Origin of the sequence: Candidatus Oscillochloris fontis, assembly GCF_004138135.1 — a bacterium.
Classification (GTDB): domain Bacteria; phylum Chloroflexota; class Chloroflexia; order Chloroflexales; family Chloroflexaceae; genus Oscillochloris; species Oscillochloris fontis.
The window spans coordinates 43,602-61,094 of sequence record NZ_RYFD01000004.1 but is presented as its reverse complement, the minus strand read 5'-3'; the positions used below and the strand labels follow the sequence as shown (position 1 = coordinate 61,094).

Genomic DNA, 17,493 nt, shown 5'->3' with positions numbered 1-17,493 from the left:
CAAGAATGATGATGTTAGTAAACCTTATTAGCCCAAACGATCAATCACCGCCTGAGTGACCGCAGCGGTGGTGGCGTCCCCGCCCAGATCGGGCGTGCGCGGACCGTGGGCGATCACCGCCGTGGCGGCGGCACGCACCCGCTGGGCGGCATCAACCCGGTGGCGCCACTCAAGAAGCATCGCCACACACTCTATCGCGGCCAGTGGGTTGGCGATGCCCTTGCCGACAATGTCGGGAGCCGCGCCATGCACCGGCTCGAAGAGCGCCCGGCCTTCGCCTAAATTGGCACTTGCGGCCAGCCCCAAGCCACCCCCGTGGATGCAGGCCACATCCGAGAGGATGTCGCCAAAGAGGTTGGTACTCACCACCACATCGAAGCGCTCCGGGTTCTGGGCGAGCCGCATAGCCGCCACATCTACCAGCAGTTCATCGGTGCGGATGTCGGGGTAGCCCGCTGCAACCTCCAACGCCACCGTGCGGAAGAGGCCATCGCTGATGCGCAGCACATTCGCCTTATGCACGATGGTGACGGTGGGGTTAGCTCGCCCTGCCGCTGCCCGGCTGCGGGCGAGATCATAGGCGGCACGCACAATGCGAGTGCTGGCGCGGCGGGTAATCTGGCGCTCGGCAATCGCCGTATCGCCATCATCCTCCAGCCGCTCGCGGCCAATATACATGCCCTCGGTATTTTCGCGTACCACCACCAGATCCACCACTGGCCCATCGGGCGTGCGCTGTTGCGCGTTGCTGGTGGGGCGGATGTTGGCATAGAGATCGAGTTCGCGGCGCAGCGCCACAATCGGGCTGCGGTAGCCGGGGACACTGTGGCTAGGTGAGGCGACCGCGCCAAACAGCACCGCGTCGGCCTCACGCGCTGCGCCCAGGGTTTCGGGGGGCAGCGCAACGCCTACCCGCTGGAAGGTGGCCCAACCTGCGTCGGCCTCATTCACCTCCACATCGGGAGCAACAACCCGCAGCACCTGGATGGCAGCCGCGAGTACCTCCGGGCCAATCCCGTCGCCGGGGATGACACAGACACGCATTAGGCGGCCTCCCCCGGAAAGCGCCCGTGCTGGCGGTAGAAGGGCACGATCCCACCCGCAGACCAGACCTCACGCAGGAAGGTGGGCGGTGGCGGCAGTGCCAACTCGCGACCATCGGCGCTGGTGATACGGCCCGCTTCCAGATTCAGATCAACCTGCTCACCATCGGCAAGCTGGCCGGTCAGATCGGCGGTGAAACAGGGGATACCCAGGTTGAGCGCGTTGCGAAAGAAGATGCGCGCAAAGAGTGGCGCGATGATCGCGCCCACCCCGACCATCTTGAGCGCCAGCGGGGCATATTCACGCGAACTGCCACAGCCGAAGTTGTTCCCGGCCACAATGATGTCACCGGAGCGCACCGTCGAGGCAAATTCGGGGCGATGTTCGACAAACGGGTAGAGGCGCAGATCATCCTCATTCTTGAGCATGATCGGCGCGTAACGGCCAGGGACGATCTGGTCGGTGTTGATGTCCTGGCCGAAGATCCAGACACGGGCCATAATGGGTGCCTCCAAGTATCTGCTCACTTTTGGGGTAAACAGTATGCTCTTCTTGACGCAAAGGCGCAAAGACGCAAAGATTTTGATTGGAACTTCTATTGAAGACGTTGCGCCTTGGCGTCTTTGCGTCAAAACCGGGATGCTAGGAGATTAGTGCTACAGTACGTCTTGCGGATCGGCGATATACCCGGCCAGCGCGGTCGCGGCGGCAACTTCTGCCGAAGCCAGGTAGATGTTGGCCTCAGGGCTGCCCATACGGCCACGGAAGTTGCGGTTGCCGGTGAAGAGGCAGGTCTCGCCGGGGCCAAGCACGCCCATGTGGCGACCGATGCAGGCACCGCAGCCGGGGGTACCAATTGCGGCACCAGCGGCGAGCAGGGTGGCCAGCGTGCCATCCTGGGTGGCGCGCAGCATGGCATCGCGGCTGGCCGGTACGACCATCAGGCGCACGCCGGGGGCCACCTGCTTGCCCGCTAGGATGCGTGCGGCAGCGGCCATGTCCTCGTAGTGGCCATTGGTGCAGGTACCCAAGTAGACCACATCCACCGCCACGCGGCCCAGATCGCCCAGATCGCTGACGTTGTCTACAAAGCTGGGCGCACTCACCTGGGGCTGGAGGGTATCGAGATCCACCTCCACCACCCGGCTGTAGGTGGCACCCTCCTCGACGCGCAACCACTCTGGGGCGACCTGGGGGATGCCGACCGGCGGCACCAACCCGGCCTTCGCGCCGACCTCAATCGAGAGCGTGGCCAGGGTCATGCGCTCCATGACGGTAAGGAACTCGACGCCGTGCCACTCGACGGCAGCGTAGGTAGCCCCATCGGCGCGCAGCTCGCGGGCGGCACGCAGCGCCAGATCCTTAGCATTCACACCGGGGCGGAAGCGCCCGGTGGCGCGTACCAGCACCGTTTCGGGAACGCGGAACCAGGTGCGCCCGGTGGCAGCCGCCAGGGCAATGTCGGTTGACCCCATGCCACTGCCGAAAGCCCCGACGCAGCCGTAGGCAGTCGAGTGGCTATCGCTGCCCACGATCACCATACCGGGCTGCGCGACACCCTCTTCCACCAACACCGGGTGCGAAATACCCCGGCCCACATCATAGAAGTGGGTAATCCCCTGGCGCTGCACCCAGCGCCGCACTTCATTCTGCTTCTCGGCAGTCTGCACGGTGGCCGCCGGAGCGACGTGATCCACCACCACCGCGACACGCTCCGGGTCCCAGACCCGCTCAGCGCCCAACTCCTGCTCCATGATCTTGATGATGCTGGGCGAAAGGCTATCGTGCATCATCACCAGATCGACCGCCACCGTGGCCACCTCACCTGCGCGCACCGGCTTCCCTGCCGCCTGCGAGAGGATCTGCTCGCTCAATGTCTGTGCCATAACTACCTGTATTTACTCCGCGTATTCGTACAATAACTCATCAACCGTCGTGCCATCAATATCATGCTCATCGCCGAGCGCCTTAATACGGGCGGCAGCGGCGCGCGCCTGGGATTCACTCAGATAGATGCCCAGTTCGCGGGCACGCTCGGCAATCGCGTGCCAACCCACCAAGCGATGCGCCACCGCCACGGTGCGGGTGCGCCCGAACATACTCGGATCGAGGATTTCGTAGCTGCGCGGATCGGCCAGCACCGCCTTGGTGTGCATGCCAGCCTTGTGGGTAAAGGCAGTGGGGCTGGTGATGCAGCTATTGAAGGGGATGGTTATCCCGACCATCTCAGCGACCATCTGGTCAATCTCGTTGAGCATCTCGACATTATAACGGGAGACCAACGCCGGGTCTATCGCCGCCAAGCGGGCGATCATGCCGCCCAGCGAGGCAATACCGTTGCGCTCACCGATACCCAGCACCGTCACGTCAATATGGGTTGCGCCACCTTCCCATGCGCAGAAGGCGTTGGCAATTGCACAGCCGCTATCATTATGGCCGTGGAACTCGATGTCGCAGCTCACTTCGGCGCGGATGGCGGAAAGCACGTTATAGACTTCGCGTGGCGAAGCAACGCCGACGGTATCGGCGAGTCCGATGCGCTTAACGCCCAGGCTGTCAATGGCTTTGTAGACGCGAATGAGATCGGGGAGGGGGGTACGGAAGCTATCTTCGCAGGAGAAGCGCACTTCAAGGCCGTGGCTCTTGAGGTAGGCGATGACCTCAACGGCGCGCTCGATAATCTCATCGAGGGTCCGACCGTGGCTCACCTGGCGCAACTGCTCAGAGGTCGCAAAGAGCAGATTGGCCCCATTGACCCCCGACTCGACCGCGAGGCGAGCATCGTCCATGTGGCAGCGGATGTGGGTCAGGATGCGCGCCTTGAGTCCCCGGCGGGCAATCATGGCGAGGTCGCGGGCGCTCTGGGGTGAGGCAGCGGGCGAGGTGAGTTCGATATACTCCACGCCGAAGGCATCAACCGCATCGGCAATGGCAACACGTTGCTCACTCGTAAAACGTGCCCCGGCGAACTGCTCACCCTCACGGAGGGTGGTTTCAACGAAGTAGAACTGATCAGGGAACGACATGGCCTAGCAACTCCTGTCTGACTTGACACGAGCCGAACAGCTCGGGGCGGCAACGGCGTGGCGTATAGACGACCGTCATTGGCATAAAGCGACACTGCTTCATAACGAACTCCCAACATTCGCGGTATAACGCAAAAGACCCGCCTCACCCCTAGTCTGGTGAGCCGGGCCTACACTCGATACCTCGTGCAAGCAACGCTAACCAGACCGGTGGGCTGGCTTCTTCACGCGCTTAACCTGCTTCGAGATGGCAATGGGCATGGCCGTTTAGTCTTCACTTACTTTGCTCGTTGGCTGACGGGCGGAGTATAGCAGGATGGGCAAAAGATGTCAAATAGATTTTTTTGATTTGACAGAATCCCCATCCTCGCCTATACTCCCCCAACCCAGAAGTTTTGAGAAAGTAAAGACGGGCAGGCGCGGGGGAGGCGGGGGCGTTGAGCCACCTATGCAGTCATTCCCTTCAGTTTTGCTGACCCAGTTGCCGGTGCCGAGCAGCCCACTACTCAACACCCCTTTAGCTATCGGCTACCTCGTGGCCTATGCACAAGCCCAGGGGTGGGCGAAGCGCGTGCGTTTCAACATTCTCCCCCGCTCTCTCGTCGATCATGGCGGGGATGCGGCGGTGGTGGCGGCGATTGTTGCGCATGCCCCCGATCTGCTGGCCTTCTCGCTCTATAGCTGGAACAGCGAGCGCTCGCTCAGCATCGCCCAACGGGTCAAAGAATACCTGCCGCATGTGGTGGTGGTGGTGGGTGGCCCCGAAGTGCAGCCCGACAACCCCTGGATTCTGCACCACCCGGCGGTTGATCTGGCGGTGGTGGGGCCAGGTGAGGCCACCTTCGTGGAGATTCTGGCTTGGTGGGTGGCTGGGTGTGACCCCGCCGCTCGCGCACGGATCACGGGGGTGGCCCCGCTCTTCGCTCCGCCGCATACGCCCCTCCCTGACCTCATGCAACTTCCCTCCCCCTACCTCACCGGCTGGCTCGATCTGCCGTTGGATAGCCTGCAACCCATCGAAATCTCGCGCTTCTGCCCCTACACCTGTAGCTACTGCCTCTACGGTCGCCATAACGAGCAATCCAGTTTTAGCCTCGAACGGGTGCTGGCCGAGATCGCATGGGGTCGCGAGCGGGGCATCAAGCGAGTTCACTTTGTCGAGGCCAACCTCAATCTGCAACCGATCTTCTGGCCACTCATGTACGCACTGGCCGAACTGAATGCGGATCGCCAGCAGACCTTCTATGCCGAACTGCGCGCCGAGTATTTGGATGATGCAGCAGTGGCAGCGCTGGTAGCCGCCAACGTGGCGGTGGTTGAGGTGGGCTTGCAGAGTGCCAACCCGGTCGTGCTGCGCACCATTACGCGCCACACCGACTTAGAGCGCTGGCTGACGGGGGTGCAGCGGCTCAGAGCGGCGGGGATTGAGGTGCTGCTTGATGTCATTCTCGGTCTCCCCGGCGATGATGCGGCGGGAGTGGCCACGACCCGCGCCTTCCTGCAAGCCCACGGGCTAGCCCACTACGACACCTTCATGCTCCAGGTGCTACCGGGTACACGCCTGCGCCGCGAAGCCGCCCAGCACGGCCTCATCTTTCAGGAGCGCCCGCCCTACACGATTCTGGCCACGTCCGGCCTGAGTTATGTCGAGTTGCGCCACTTGCGGCGCGAGTTGAAGGCGGAGGCGGGGTATCCCCCGGATGGCCGCGAGGGTATGCCGCCGGTGCGCGCCACACAGCCCGCAGGCACGTTCCAGATCGTCCAGCATCTCAACATTGAAGATCTCGACTCGTGTACACCTGATCTGCATACATTGATGCAAGCCAATCCGAGTAGTGTGGTTGATCTCTTCCTGCATGTCAGGGATGAATTGCCGAGGGTTGAAGCGCTGCGTGCTTGGCGTAGGGCACTCCCCTACCAACCCAGTTACCTAGATCGCGTGAATGTCTACCTGAATGACTCCCAAGTGCGGCTGCGGCTCTGGCTGGTGCTGCCGTGGGTCGCGCAGGTGGAGCCGGAGGCATACGCAGGTGTGGCCGAGGTGCTGTGGCGCTACGTGGCCGTGGCGGGGGAGGTGTTACCGTTAGGAGCGTGGCGAGTCGCCGGAGGCGCGGGGATTGCGCTGGAGGGAGCCGATGCCGAGCAACAGGGTGAGGCGCTGGCGTGGGCTAAGGAGCAGGGGCGAATGGTGGTGAAAGCGAACCCCCCTCTCCCGCAAGCGGGAGAGGGGGGCAGGGGGGTGAGGGCCAGATGATTAGTGAGCAGCCGAAGCCGAACCCGCACCACGAGGCACGCGCACGCTCTCGACCATCTCCTGGATGTGAGCGGGCGGGGGCGGGGTGACCCGCGAGACCACCAGCGTCACTACGAGGTTGAGGATCAGGCCAACCACACCCACACCCTGAGCCGAGATGCCCATGAAGTCGGTCATGATCGGGGTGGCCGTACCGAGCAGTTGCACCGAGCGCATCATAATGATCATCCCGGCAGTGAAGATCATACCCGTCAACATACCCGCGATGGCACCCTGGCTGTTGGTGCGCTTGTCGAAGATCCCGAGCAGAATGATCGGGAAGAAGCTCGCAGCGGCCAGACCGAAGGCGAAGGCCACCACCTCAGCCACAAAGCCGGGCGGGTTGATACCGAAGTAGCCTGCCGCGACTACCGCGATGAAGATGACGATACGACCGACCAGCAACTGCTGGGCCTCGCTCGCCTTGGGGTTGATGAGGCGGTAGTAGATATCGTGAGCGACCGAACTTGAGACCACCAGGAGCAGACCCGACGCCGTTGAGAGCGCGGCGGCCAACGCACCAGCGGCAACCAGACCGATCACGAAGGGCGCGAGTTGCGCAATCTCAGGCGTAGCCAGCACGATGATGTCGTTGTCAATCGTGATTTCCGAGTCCTTGGCGACTGGCTTCAGTTCGACAATCCCATCAGCATTCTTGTCATCGAACTTGAGCAGCTTGGTCTTTTCCCAGCTATTGACCCAATCCAACTGGCGCACTTCGGTGAGCGGCTTGTTGTGCAGGGTCTGGATCAGGTTGTAGCGAGCGAAGACCGCTAGCGCCGGGGCGGTCAGGTAGAGCAAGGAGATGAAGAGCAGCGCATAGCCAGCCGAGTAGCGCGCCGCGCGCACGTTCGGCACGGTGTAGAAGCGCACGATAACGTGGGGCAGACCAGCAGTACCGGCCATGAGCGAGAAGGTAATGCAGATCACGTCAATCATCGAGCGCGAGCGGAAGGGCTGGGTATACTCCTTGAAGCCGAGGTCAACTTGGAGCTGGTTCAGCTTGGGCACAATGTCGCTGAAGACCAAGCCCAACTGCGGGATGGGGTTGCCGGTCAGCTTCATCGAGATGGCCACCGCCGGGATGATGAAGGCGACGATCAGTACGAAGAACTGCGCCACCTGGGTCCAGGTGATGCCCTTCATACCGCCGAGCACGGCGAAGAAGGCCACGATGATCATACCGACAACCACACCTGTGTTGATGTCGAGACCGAGGAAGCGGCTGAAGACCACGCCCACGCCACGCATCTGACCGGCCACGTAGGTCATCGAGATGAAGACCGCCGAGACGGCAGCAACGGCACGCGCAACATTGGAGTAGTAGCGGTCACCCACAAAGTCGGGAACGGTGTACTTGTTAAACTTACGCAGATAAGGAGCCAGCAAGAGGGCCAACAACACGTAGCCACCCGTCCAGCCCAGCAGGTAGACCGCACCATCGAAACCCATGGTCGAGATCAGACCCGACATCGAGATGAACGACGCGGCGCTCATCCAGTCTGCCGCAGTAGCGGCGCCGTTGGCGATGGCTGGCACACCCTGACCGGCAACATAGAAGCCCTTGGTGTCACGCACGCGGGCGGCGAAGCCAATGTACATATAGAGACCAAAGGAGAGGACGACGAATACAATCGTCCAAATCATCACTTCACTCATAAAGCTGGCTCCTTAAACCTACTCGTTCACATCAAACTTTGCGTCAATGCCGTCCATAATCTTGGCGTAGGCGAAGATCAAGATCACGAAGGTGATGATCGCGCCCTGCTGTGCCATCCAGAAGGGGAAGGGCACATTTCCAATCATGATCCCATTCAGTGGGTTCGCTAGGAGGTACCCTAGCCCAAACGAGACAATCGCCCAAATCGCCAAGAGAATACCGATCAGGCTGATATTGGCCTTCCAGTACCCAATGGCTCGCTCTTCCGCACTCTGCTTCGACATACCACTACTCCTTTACACACAACGACGACCCGACAGACACAGAGCATGTGCCTACCCCCATCACCTCCGGTGGGGGTTCGGGGGCGGCTTCGCCGCCCCCGAAGATCTTTTTTTGTTGTTTTTTGGCGGCTTCGCCGCCAAAAAACAACAAAAACGTAGGGTTTGGGGCGCAGCCCCAAGGACTTTGCCCATGCTCTGCCCCCAAGATGGACGCACAAAGCCATAGTGAACACCACATGCTCGTTGCGAGCGGGGTGCAACCCAGTGACTTTCAGAGTCCGGGGCTATAGGTTCCATATCACGGTGATATGTATAGTAGCAGGGTTTTTTGAACGTAGGTTAAGGTTTGTGTAAAGTTTCGGTAAAATACGCGGAAATTACAAAAAGTGGGGGTGTTGGTGGCATAGCCACCAACACCCCCACCTTGATTATTGCTTAGCGCACCTTGCGCCCTTCGCTATAGCGCTTGAGGTGAACCACCGTGCGGCTGAGTTGGCGCACTGCGTGGTGCATCTGCTCGAAGATGGACTCATAATCCTCCTCCGAGAGCGGGTCATCATCATCGGTAAGGCGTTTCAGTTGGCTGCCGAGCAGACTGACTGGATTGTAGATCTCATAGATCAGGTGGTCAATCACCTGATCGGGTTGCAGGTTATCCCACTGCTGTGGGTCCTGCCGAAGGGTCTGATCGCTCATGGTGAGGTCTCCTGGCAGTAGCGATAAAACCAAGCCAGCGTGCGGCGCATATGGTCGGCGCGATGATTGGGTTCACCGGCGCGGGTAAGTTCGTGGCCTTCACGCGGGTAGCGCACCAATTCAACGGTCTTCTTTTGACGGCGTAGGATGGCAAAGAGTTGCTCGGCCTCGCTAATCGGCACGCGGTAATCCTGTTCGCTATGCAGCAGCAACAGGGGGGTTGTGATCTGATGCGCGTGGGCAAGGGGCGAATGCGCCCAGAGTTGAGCGGCATTTTCCCATGGGTATGCACGAAACTCGTGTTCGATCAATTCATGGGCATCACTGGTGCTATGTTCGGTGAGCAGATTGTAGACCCCACGGGCAGCCACCGCACAACAGAAGCGGTCGCTGTGACTGATCATCCATGCGGTCATATAGCCACCATAGGAACCACCAGTGATCGCAATCCGTTGCGAATCAACATGACCACGAGCAATCAGGAGATCAATCCCGGCATGGATATCGCCTTGGTCGGCATAGCCCCAATTACCGTGGATGGCCTCACGCCAGGCGGTACCGTAGCCCTCGCTGCCACGCGGATTACAAAAGAAGCAGATGTAGCCACTGGCGGCGATAGTCTGCCACTCGTGCCACATAGACCGATAACCCGGCCCCCACATGACGTGCGGGCCACCATGGATATGAACGACCAGCGGTGCGGGTTTGGTTGGTGTAAAGTCGGGTGGATAGAGCACCCATCCCTGAACGTCAGCCCCATCGGATGCCAGATAGTGCAGTTCCTCAAAGGGCGTGATGATGCGTTGATCGAGGAGTTGCTGGTTGATCTGGGTAAGTTGGCGTTCGCTGCCATCGGGGAGCCGCACATAGAGGTTACATGGATATTCGGTACTCCCGGCAATCCAGGCGAGGGTTCCATCACCGGCAACCGAGAACTCGCTGATGAGGCGTGCGCCGCCCACCACAGTGGTATAGGTGGAGTTGGCGGGCAACCCGCTGCTGCTGATATGGGCAACCCCATGCCAGCCGGAGAGGAGATAGATTGACTGACCAGCGGCATCCCAGGCGAACTGATCGATATTACGGTCAATTGCGCCGGTCACTTCTTGGATGGGGCCACCCGTAGCGGGCATCACCGCCACGTGGGCACCATCGGCAAGCAGGCGATCCTCGCGGATGCGGCGGAAGGCGATCTGGCTGCCATCGGGGGCGGATTGGGGCGTGAGGCAGGTATAACCAGCGCCGGTGAGGCGTTGGGCGGATGCGCCATCCACAGGAACCCGCAGGACATCCTCATAGGCAAAGAGCGAGTCAGCATCAGGATCGCGGCTGGCGGTGGTGAGCAGGCTCAAGCCATCGGGCATCCAAGCTGGTGCGGCGTGGTGCAGATCGCCGTGGGTGATACGGCGCGGGGTCGGTGGGGCTTCGAGATCACCAGCCGGCACCTCGATCACATAGATATGACGGTGGCGATCATCGAAGTAGCTCGTACCACTGCGGTAGGGCAACTTCGTAATCACACGCGGGTCGAAGCGTTGGGCCTCGGCATGTGCGCGTTCTTCTTGGGCGCGGCGAGCGGCCCACGCATCGCTGGGGGCGGGTGGTGGCTCGTTACGCTCCTCGCGGCTGCGCTCCTCGGCATTCACGCTGGAGAGACAGGCGATCATGCGGCCATCAGGACTCCAGACGGGATCGCTGGCCCCATTGGGGAGCGCGGTGAGACATTGCGCCTCGCCGCCGTCGAGGCGAATGCGATAGATCTGGCCCTGGGGGTGGTTACGGGTGGAGACAAACGCCAGCGCACGCCCATCGGGACTCCAGCGGGGTTGACGATCCTGACCGCTCCCGGACGTAAAGCGCCGCATTGGCCCGCCATCCACGGGCACCAAGAAGATTGATCGTTGGTAGCCGTTGGCTTGTCGATCAACCGAAACCTGAACCACAGCGATCTGCTGACCATCCGGGCTGATTTGGGCATCTTCCAGCCAGGCAAGATCGTAGAGATCCTCAACAGTGAAAGGTTGGCGATGGCTAGTCACGAATTTGCTCAGAGTTCTCAATTCTATATGCTGCGACACCAGAGCACATGACAAGTCTGATCACCTTCTATTGTAACACATTGGCTTGCCCAAGGAGGGGCGTATGGGCGGCTTGTGAAGCGTAATAGGCGATAGATGTGCTTGATTCGATGACTCTTTTCAGGAAAATGCCATGAAATAACACGGAATCACACAAAAAGCGCCGATTCGGAGAATCTATGCTTGACAGTATCGTTCGATAGATTTATACTCCATTTTAATAGAATCATATCAACATTCACGCTATTTCTCATCGCATTAGTACAACCAATTGGTAGATTAGCGATCATCAGGAGTAGACAAACATGTCCACCACGAGCGCCTATCCTGAGAAGTTACCACTCTCGGTACTTCTCTTCCATGCTGCGATGGATCGTCGTATCTCGATCAACGCATTCGCTGATGATATTGACGTTGGTACCATCTCGCTGCGTCAATTTATCGCAGGCAAGACCCAACGTCCACGTCAGAAGACGATAGATCGCATCAGCGAGAGGTTGGATATCCCTGTAGATGATGTGCGCCAGCGTATGGATTTCTTGCCCGAAGCTGCGCCTGTCTTTAGTGAATGGTTACAAGATCAGATCAATCAGTGGGGAACCCGTTCCAAACTGGCGAAGCAAACCAAAATCAGCGATGGGGCACTACGCAACTACCTGAATGGCCATACCTTACCCGATGCCGATCAGGCGATGAGCATTGCTGAGGTATTAGAGATTGACAGCCTGAAGATGGCAAATCTGGTAGTGGCCAATCATGTCATGAAGAATGGTGGGAATCTTGCTGAACAGGTGGCTCCTGAAGCGGAGCCATTCGTAGAGGTTGAGGCCATCGCTACGATTGAGGCGGTGAGTAGTGAATTGTTGAGCGCCCCCCCGCTCGTAACGGGGATAAGTGCAGATGAAGAACATCTGATTACGCTGTGGCGCAAACTGCACCCCCAGGGGCGGCGAGCGTCGTTGCAGTATATTGCGACTCTCTTGGCCGAGGGGTAGGTGAACGATCTTTCTTTTTTGGTGGTATTTGGCGGCTATACCGCCAAATACCACCAAAAAAGATCTTCGGGGGTGGCTTCGCCGTCCCTCTATTGCGCGAGACCTCTAGCCATGCTAGAATCAGGTTATGGAAGCGCATACACCAGAACCTAGCCCACCACAGACTCCAGCCAAGGAGCGTTCCTCACGCATCCCTGGTTTTGACGCAGAGGCGACCCCGTTGCTCGGTATTGGCCTGGGGCTTACCGGCTTAACCTTGGGGTTACGCCCGCGTTTTGCGCCTTTGCCCCTTGCGCTTACGGCCCTCGCGGCGGCCCTCTACCGTGATCCTGAGCGCGTAACCCCATCTGATCCCCATGCGATCTTTGCTCCGGCTGATGGCAGTCTGCTCCTGATTGATGAGATCTATGAACATCGCTTCTTGCATACCGACTGTGTGCGGATGGCAATTGCGGTTTCACCGATTGATGTGCCGGTCTGTCGCAGCCCAGCGGCGGGGACGGTGCGCTACATGGAGCATGTCAATGGCGAGTATGGCCCGGTGAGCAATGTGCAGGCAGGTGATCGTAACGAGCGGGTCTATATTGGCATTGAGACGGCCTGGGGGCCGATCTTGATTGTCCAGATCGCGGGGCCACTTGGGCGACGAATTGTCTCTAAAGTCGCGGTTGGTGATGCGGTCAATCCTGGGACACGGTTAGGAACCGTGCGCTTTGGATCGCGAACAGATCTCTATCTGCAACGCGATGTGGCGCGCATCCTGGTTGAATCTGGTCACCATGTGGTTGCCGGGTTGAGCCGCATTGGAGATCTGGCGAGTTCGTGACGCACATGAATCCGATTGGCCCCGGTAGCGCTTACACGCTGCTCTTCGACGATGCCCCCCACTTGGGAGTCGGTCTTCCAGAGGCAGCCCAGGCGATCTATGCCAGTAACTGGTATTTGCCCCCGGCGCATGCAGATCGCCCCTACACCTTCACCAATTTTGTTGCTTCCCACGATGGGCGCATCTCCTTTGCCGAGCCGGGGCGATCTGGGGGTGGCGCGGTAAGCCGTTGTGCCCCCCACGATACGTGGCTGATGGGGTTGCTACGGGCGCGTGCCGACGCCATCCTGACTGGTGCGGGGACGCTTCAGGTGGCGCGGCGACATCTGTGGACGCCGACGCAGGCGTTTTCAGCGGATGCGCAGTTCTTTGCGGATCTGCGTTTGGCGGAAGGCCGCACGCCCATTCCACTATTGGTAGTAGTAACCAGCAGTGGCGATCTGCCCGCCAATGCCGCCGCCTTGCGGGGTGATCCGCAACCGGTGCTGATTGCCACCACCCCGGCGGGGGCGACGCGGGCCTATACACGCTTGGGCGAGCGCCCAGGGGTGAGCTACCATATTTCACGCAGTGAAACGGTGGATCTGATCGGTTTGTGTGCCGATCTGCGCCAGCACATGGGGGTGCGTAGCCTGTTGAGTGAAGGTGGGGCCATGATCTATGGGACGTTGGTGGCCCAGCGCCTACTCGACGAGACCTTCCTGACCAATAGCCCGATCATCATCGGTAGCCCGCCGGGGCGTCCACCGCGCCCAAGTCTGATCGAGGGGGTAGGGTTTAGCCCCGATGATCCGCCGCGTCTGCGCCTCTTGAGCTTGCGGCGGGCCGGGGATTATCTTTTTCAGCGACTGGCGTTGCTTTAAACTGTTACTCACGTTTTGACGCCAAGACGCCAAGGCGCAAAGATTTCCCTAGAGGCTCCCATCGAAACCTTTGCGTCTTTGCGCCTTGGCGTCAACACAAGGCTGCTGTTTCCCCAAGTGTGAAGAGTTACGCTTAGGGTATAATACAACCCGTGTCGCCGCAGTGAGGCAGCGCCGGTGCCGCTATGTTGAATGAAGAAGAGCGCATCATCGAGTCGGCCCAGCGAGGCGATGTTGAGGCGTTCAACCAGCTTGTGCGACTCTATGAGTCGCGGGTCTATAACCTGTGTTACCGTATGTTGGGCGATGCCGAAGCGGCAGCGGATGTGGCCCAAGATACGTTCATCTCCGCGTACCGCAATCTGGGCCGCTTTCGCGGCGGTCTGTTCCGATCTTGGTTGCTACGGATTGCCACCAATGCCTGCTATGATGTGCTGCGCGCCCGCAAGCGTCGCCCATCCACCTCGCTCGATGCGCTGGGGACATCCGATGATGAAGGGCGCGGCTTCGATCTGCCCGACCCCCACGAACACCCCGATGAGGTTGCGTTGCGCCACGAGTTGGCAGCGGCGATTCAGCAGGGCTTAGCCCAACTCCCCGAAGATCAGCGCGTGGTGATTATTCTGAGTGATATTCAGGGTATGGCGTATGATGAGATCGCGGCCATCACTGCTACCAGTCTCGGTACGGTCAAGTCGCGGTTGAGCCGGGGGCGGGCGCGGCTGCGCGATATTCTGCGTGCCGGGGAACTGCTACCGGCAAAGTTTCGTCATGAAGATAGGTAGCAGCACACCGCGACAGATACCACCATGAAGACACCCCAGCCACAATTTTCGCCTCTGCCAGAGCAGGATCTGGAATTGCTCTCGGCCTATCTGGATGGCCAGCTTGAGGGGCCGACACGCAGCGATCTTGAGCGGCGTTTGGCCGACGATCCGCGTTTGCGCTCTGAGCTTGAGGAGTTGCGTAGCACCACCGCGCTGCTGCGCGAGTTGCCCACGCGGACTCCGCCACGCTCGTTTACGCTCGATCCGGCCAAAGTACAGCCGCGCCGTTCTGGATGGGCGCTGGTTTGGTTTGGCCAGCTTGGGAGTGGCTTGGCCGGTCTGATGTTGGTGTTGTTGGCCAGCCTCCAGATGCTGGGCGGAATGAGCGGCCAGATGGCGGCAGCACCGGCCCCCATGATGGTGCAAGCCACCGCCCCGGCACTGTATGAGGCAGCTCCGGTAACCACCGAGAGTGCCGCCGCGATGATGCTGCCGGTCGAGGCGACAGCGCTACCGGAGGCCGCTGCCGGGACGATGGCGCTGCCCGCCAACTCCGAGCCGGTCACTGCGACTGAGTCGGCATCGGTGATGACGCTACCGAGCGAGCCGATGGTGAATAGCGATATGGCGCGTCAGACCGCGCCGAGTGATGCTGAAATGGCGGCGGGAACCATGAGCATGAGCGAGAGTGCGACACCCGAAGTAGCAATGGGCAAGGCGGCTCCGGCACCCGCCGGGGTGCCGCCGGTGGTGGTGTTGCTGCTAGGCTTGGTGCTGGTGGGGGTGGCCGGGGCGAGTTGGGTTTATACGCGAACTTCTGGGAAGTTTTGAGCTTGCGGGAAGTTTGGGTACCCTATGGGCACGTCACGGCAGCCAAGTTTGCATTGTAGTTACCGAAACAGGTCAACCCAGTGGAGAGCGGGCCGTTGAGTTGGCTCTGGGTAATCTTTACGATACTACCCGACTGATAGGCACTGTTGGTACTTCCAGTGAATACCGACGTAGAGATCGTTGCGGTGCTCGTTGCGGTGCTCGTGCCAAGGGTATAGATACCATAGTTTTTCGTTCCACCCGTCGCAGTCGCAGTCACGTTGGTCAGCGTAGGTTCTGACATAAAGGTGCTGAAGACACCATAACTATTGGTGCCACCCGTCGCGGTGAGGATTCCATTGATCAGCTTCGGTTTGGCGGCAAAATTGAACATACCATAGTTGTCTGTGGTTGCCCCCGATGCAGAAGCGATCACATTCATCAGGGTTGGTGTTGATTGTATTGCTTCATTGTGGATAGCAGTGCTTCTGTTACCACCGGTAACGGTGGCGGTCAGGTTCATGATGGAGCCTGCGCCACTAATAGAAATGCCTTGATTAGTTGAGCTACCTGCACCTGTAACGGTGATAGTTATATTGTCTAGATGGAAATTTCCAGACAAATTTATACCCCTATTGATACTTGTCCCTCCACTTACATGAACTTGAACATTGTTCATTTTAATCAATCCGTAATTATTATAAATTCCGTAGTTTTCCGTACCACCAGCCGCTTTGATCATAACATCCTGAAACGTTGTTGTCGCCGTACTAGGATTGTAGGATGCGATACTATACGTTTTCCCAGTACCATCGCTTTCAATAGTCATGGAGCGCACAGTTGCATGCGCTGATCCGGTAAGTGTGACGCTCGCATTTCCACTCAAAAAATACTGATCGCCGCCCGTCCAACGGATAACCGTGGCTTCTTCTCCCGATCCTTCGAGGGTTATGTAGGGTTTGAGGATTACATGTTCGGTGTAGATGCCAGGGGCAATGAAGATGAGGTACGGCTTGGTTGCGCCAGCATCAGTAATGCTGTCAATTGCTGCTTGAATGCTGGTGAAGTCGCCCCCACTCGTGGCAACGGTGATCACCTGGGCGTAAGGACTGCCTTGGGCACGGAAGGTAGTATTTTCAAGAGCCAAGCCGATACCGGCAGTATAGGTGGTATCATTGTCGCCATCGGCTAAACCCTCAGGTATGCCAATGAGACCTGTCCAGGGGGTACTTGCTGCATAGAGGGCCGTTGGCGCAGGGGTGATGGGTTGGCGTGGGCTGAGGAGGGTATTGCCCACCTCGATTTCAAGATAGCGTGGCCCCGCAAAAGCCCCGGTTCCAAAATCTAGCTGCACCGTGAAGATACCGTGCGTAACCGTTACCTCGTTCACAACGACGGTATTCCCAATCTGTGTCCCCGTAACAAGCGCATCGTAGAGCCGAAATGTTAGGCTATAGGTACCATTCGCAGGCTGATCACCATCAAGGAGTTGACCCTGATAGGTAAATGCGGATGGTAGTGTTGTTGATGTAACACCAGGATGCGCAAAGATCTGGCTGACCCCAAAGAGGAGTAAGCTAACCAAAATGGTGAGTACGTGGGGAATGAGCTTACGCATACAGGCAATTCCTTTGTAGTAGTTAGGATAGCAAGTGTGCGGATTAATCCCCACAGCTATGGTATAGCCTCAGCCATGGATCACGGGAGAGGTGAACATAGGCTTTGAGGTATCATTATAACTCGTGTCACCGTGCAAGACTCTCGCCAAAATGACCCGCTCATTGGTTCTTTAACAATCAAACATTTGCGCAACATCGGAAGCACCATGGATGCGGTGCCGTCGAACGATTCGCACGCAAAGGGCTTTTGTCGTATCGTTGGGGTGATCGTATCCGTTCACGATGGGGGTAAACGGATTGCCACTCCTACCCAAAACGACAGGTTGACGCAAAGGCGCGAAGACGCAAAGGTTTTGTTGCAGGCTTTGCGCCTTTGCGTCTTTGCGTCAAAATCTTGATGTTCGGGGCAGCGTGAACAGTTACGGGGTGATCAAACAGAACCAACTTGGTCGGATTCATCCGGCTGAAACGGAGTTGATCGCGGTATGATTTTGGCGGTAACTGTTCACACTTGGGGTAAGAGAAACGTTAT

Annotated in this window: 15 protein-coding genes; 6 read left to right on the top strand and 9 right to left on the bottom strand. The window is 59.0% G+C overall.

Annotated elements, in window-relative coordinates:
* Positions 1-27: 27 nt before the first annotated feature.
* The 4 genes from EKD03_RS03160 to lysS all read right to left on the bottom strand — a co-directional run bounded on the left by EKD03_RS03160 (position 28) and on the right by lysS (position 4,070).
* A complete protein-coding gene (locus EKD03_RS03160; protein WP_129627341.1) occupies positions 28-1,044 on the bottom strand; it encodes an isocitrate/isopropylmalate dehydrogenase family protein in 1,017 nt (338 codons plus the stop codon).
* Positions 1,044-1,544, bottom strand: coding sequence for a LeuD/DmdB family oxidoreductase small subunit (locus EKD03_RS03155; protein WP_129627338.1), 501 nt, complete (start codon positions 1,542-1,544; stop codon positions 1,044-1,046). Before EKD03_RS03155 ends, EKD03_RS03160 begins: the two co-directional genes overlap by 1 nt.
* Before the next feature lie 156 nt (positions 1,545-1,700).
* Complete coding sequence (locus EKD03_RS03150) at positions 1,701-2,930, bottom strand: 3-isopropylmalate dehydratase large subunit (protein ID WP_129627335.1); 1,230 nt, start codon at positions 2,928-2,930, stop codon at positions 1,701-1,703.
* Between the two features lie 12 nt (positions 2,931-2,942).
* Positions 2,943-4,070 (bottom strand): homocitrate synthase, encoded by a 1,128-nt coding sequence (lysS, locus tag EKD03_RS03145; RefSeq protein WP_129627331.1) that lies wholly within the window; start codon positions 4,068-4,070, stop codon positions 2,943-2,945.
* Between the two features lie 448 nt (positions 4,071-4,518).
* Between lysS and EKD03_RS03140 the strand changes: the two genes are divergently transcribed.
* On the top strand, positions 4,519-6,324 hold the full coding sequence (locus tag EKD03_RS03140) for a B12-binding domain-containing radical SAM protein (protein WP_161569167.1): 1,806 nt from the start codon (positions 4,519-4,521) through the stop codon (positions 6,322-6,324).
* Here the strand turns inward: EKD03_RS03140 and EKD03_RS03135 are convergent, their stop codons facing one another.
* The 4 genes from EKD03_RS03135 to EKD03_RS03120 all read right to left on the bottom strand — a co-directional run bounded on the left by EKD03_RS03135 (position 6,325) and on the right by EKD03_RS03120 (position 11,042).
* Positions 6,325-8,022 carry a sodium:solute symporter family protein gene (locus EKD03_RS03135; protein ID WP_129627325.1) on the bottom strand — a complete coding sequence of 566 codons (1,698 nt, stop codon included), beginning with the start codon at positions 8,020-8,022 and terminating at the stop codon, positions 6,325-6,327. It abuts the gene before it with no gap.
* Positions 8,023-8,040: 18 nt separating this feature from the next.
* On the bottom strand, positions 8,041-8,307 hold the full coding sequence (locus EKD03_RS03130; RefSeq protein WP_129627322.1) for a DUF4212 domain-containing protein: 267 nt from the start codon (positions 8,305-8,307) through the stop codon (positions 8,041-8,043).
* A 435-nt stretch (positions 8,308-8,742) separates the two neighbouring features.
* Positions 8,743-9,003, bottom strand: a complete 261-nt coding sequence (locus tag EKD03_RS03125) for a hypothetical protein (protein ID WP_129627319.1) — start codon at positions 9,001-9,003, stop codon at positions 8,743-8,745.
* On the bottom strand, positions 9,000-11,042 hold the full coding sequence (locus tag EKD03_RS03120; RefSeq protein ID WP_129627316.1) for a S9 family peptidase: 2,043 nt from the start codon (positions 11,040-11,042) through the stop codon (positions 9,000-9,002). The genes EKD03_RS03125 and EKD03_RS03120 overlap by 4 nt, the downstream gene beginning before the upstream one ends.
* A gap of 344 nt (positions 11,043-11,386) precedes the next feature.
* On the opposite strand from EKD03_RS03120, the gene EKD03_RS03115 reads away from it, so the two are divergent.
* From EKD03_RS03115 to EKD03_RS03095, 5 genes are all read left to right on the top strand, one after another.
* Complete coding sequence (locus EKD03_RS03115) at positions 11,387-12,076, top strand: helix-turn-helix domain-containing protein (RefSeq protein ID WP_129627313.1); 690 nt, start codon at positions 11,387-11,389, stop codon at positions 12,074-12,076.
* A 127-nt stretch (positions 12,077-12,203) separates the two neighbouring features.
* Complete coding sequence (locus EKD03_RS03110) at positions 12,204-12,902, top strand: phosphatidylserine decarboxylase (protein WP_129627310.1); 699 nt, start codon at positions 12,204-12,206, stop codon at positions 12,900-12,902.
* Positions 12,903-12,907: 5 nt separating this feature from the next.
* Positions 12,908-13,765 carry a RibD family protein gene (locus EKD03_RS03105; RefSeq protein ID WP_129627554.1) on the top strand — a complete coding sequence of 286 codons (858 nt, stop codon included), beginning with the start codon at positions 12,908-12,910 and terminating at the stop codon, positions 13,763-13,765.
* A gap of 185 nt (positions 13,766-13,950) precedes the next feature.
* Positions 13,951-14,550: a sigma-70 family RNA polymerase sigma factor gene (locus EKD03_RS03100; RefSeq protein ID WP_129627307.1), complete on the top strand. Its 600-nt coding sequence runs from the start codon at positions 13,951-13,953 to the stop codon at positions 14,548-14,550.
* A 24-nt stretch (positions 14,551-14,574) separates the two neighbouring features.
* Positions 14,575-15,363 (top strand): anti-sigma factor, encoded by a 789-nt coding sequence (locus EKD03_RS03095; protein WP_129627303.1) that lies wholly within the window; start codon positions 14,575-14,577, stop codon positions 15,361-15,363.
* Positions 15,364-15,385: 22 nt separating this feature from the next.
* Here the strand turns inward: EKD03_RS03095 and EKD03_RS03090 are convergent, their stop codons facing one another.
* On the bottom strand, positions 15,386-16,960 hold the full coding sequence (locus EKD03_RS03090) for a pectinesterase (protein ID WP_129627298.1): 1,575 nt from the start codon (positions 16,958-16,960) through the stop codon (positions 15,386-15,388).
* Positions 16,961-17,493 lie beyond the last annotated feature (533 nt).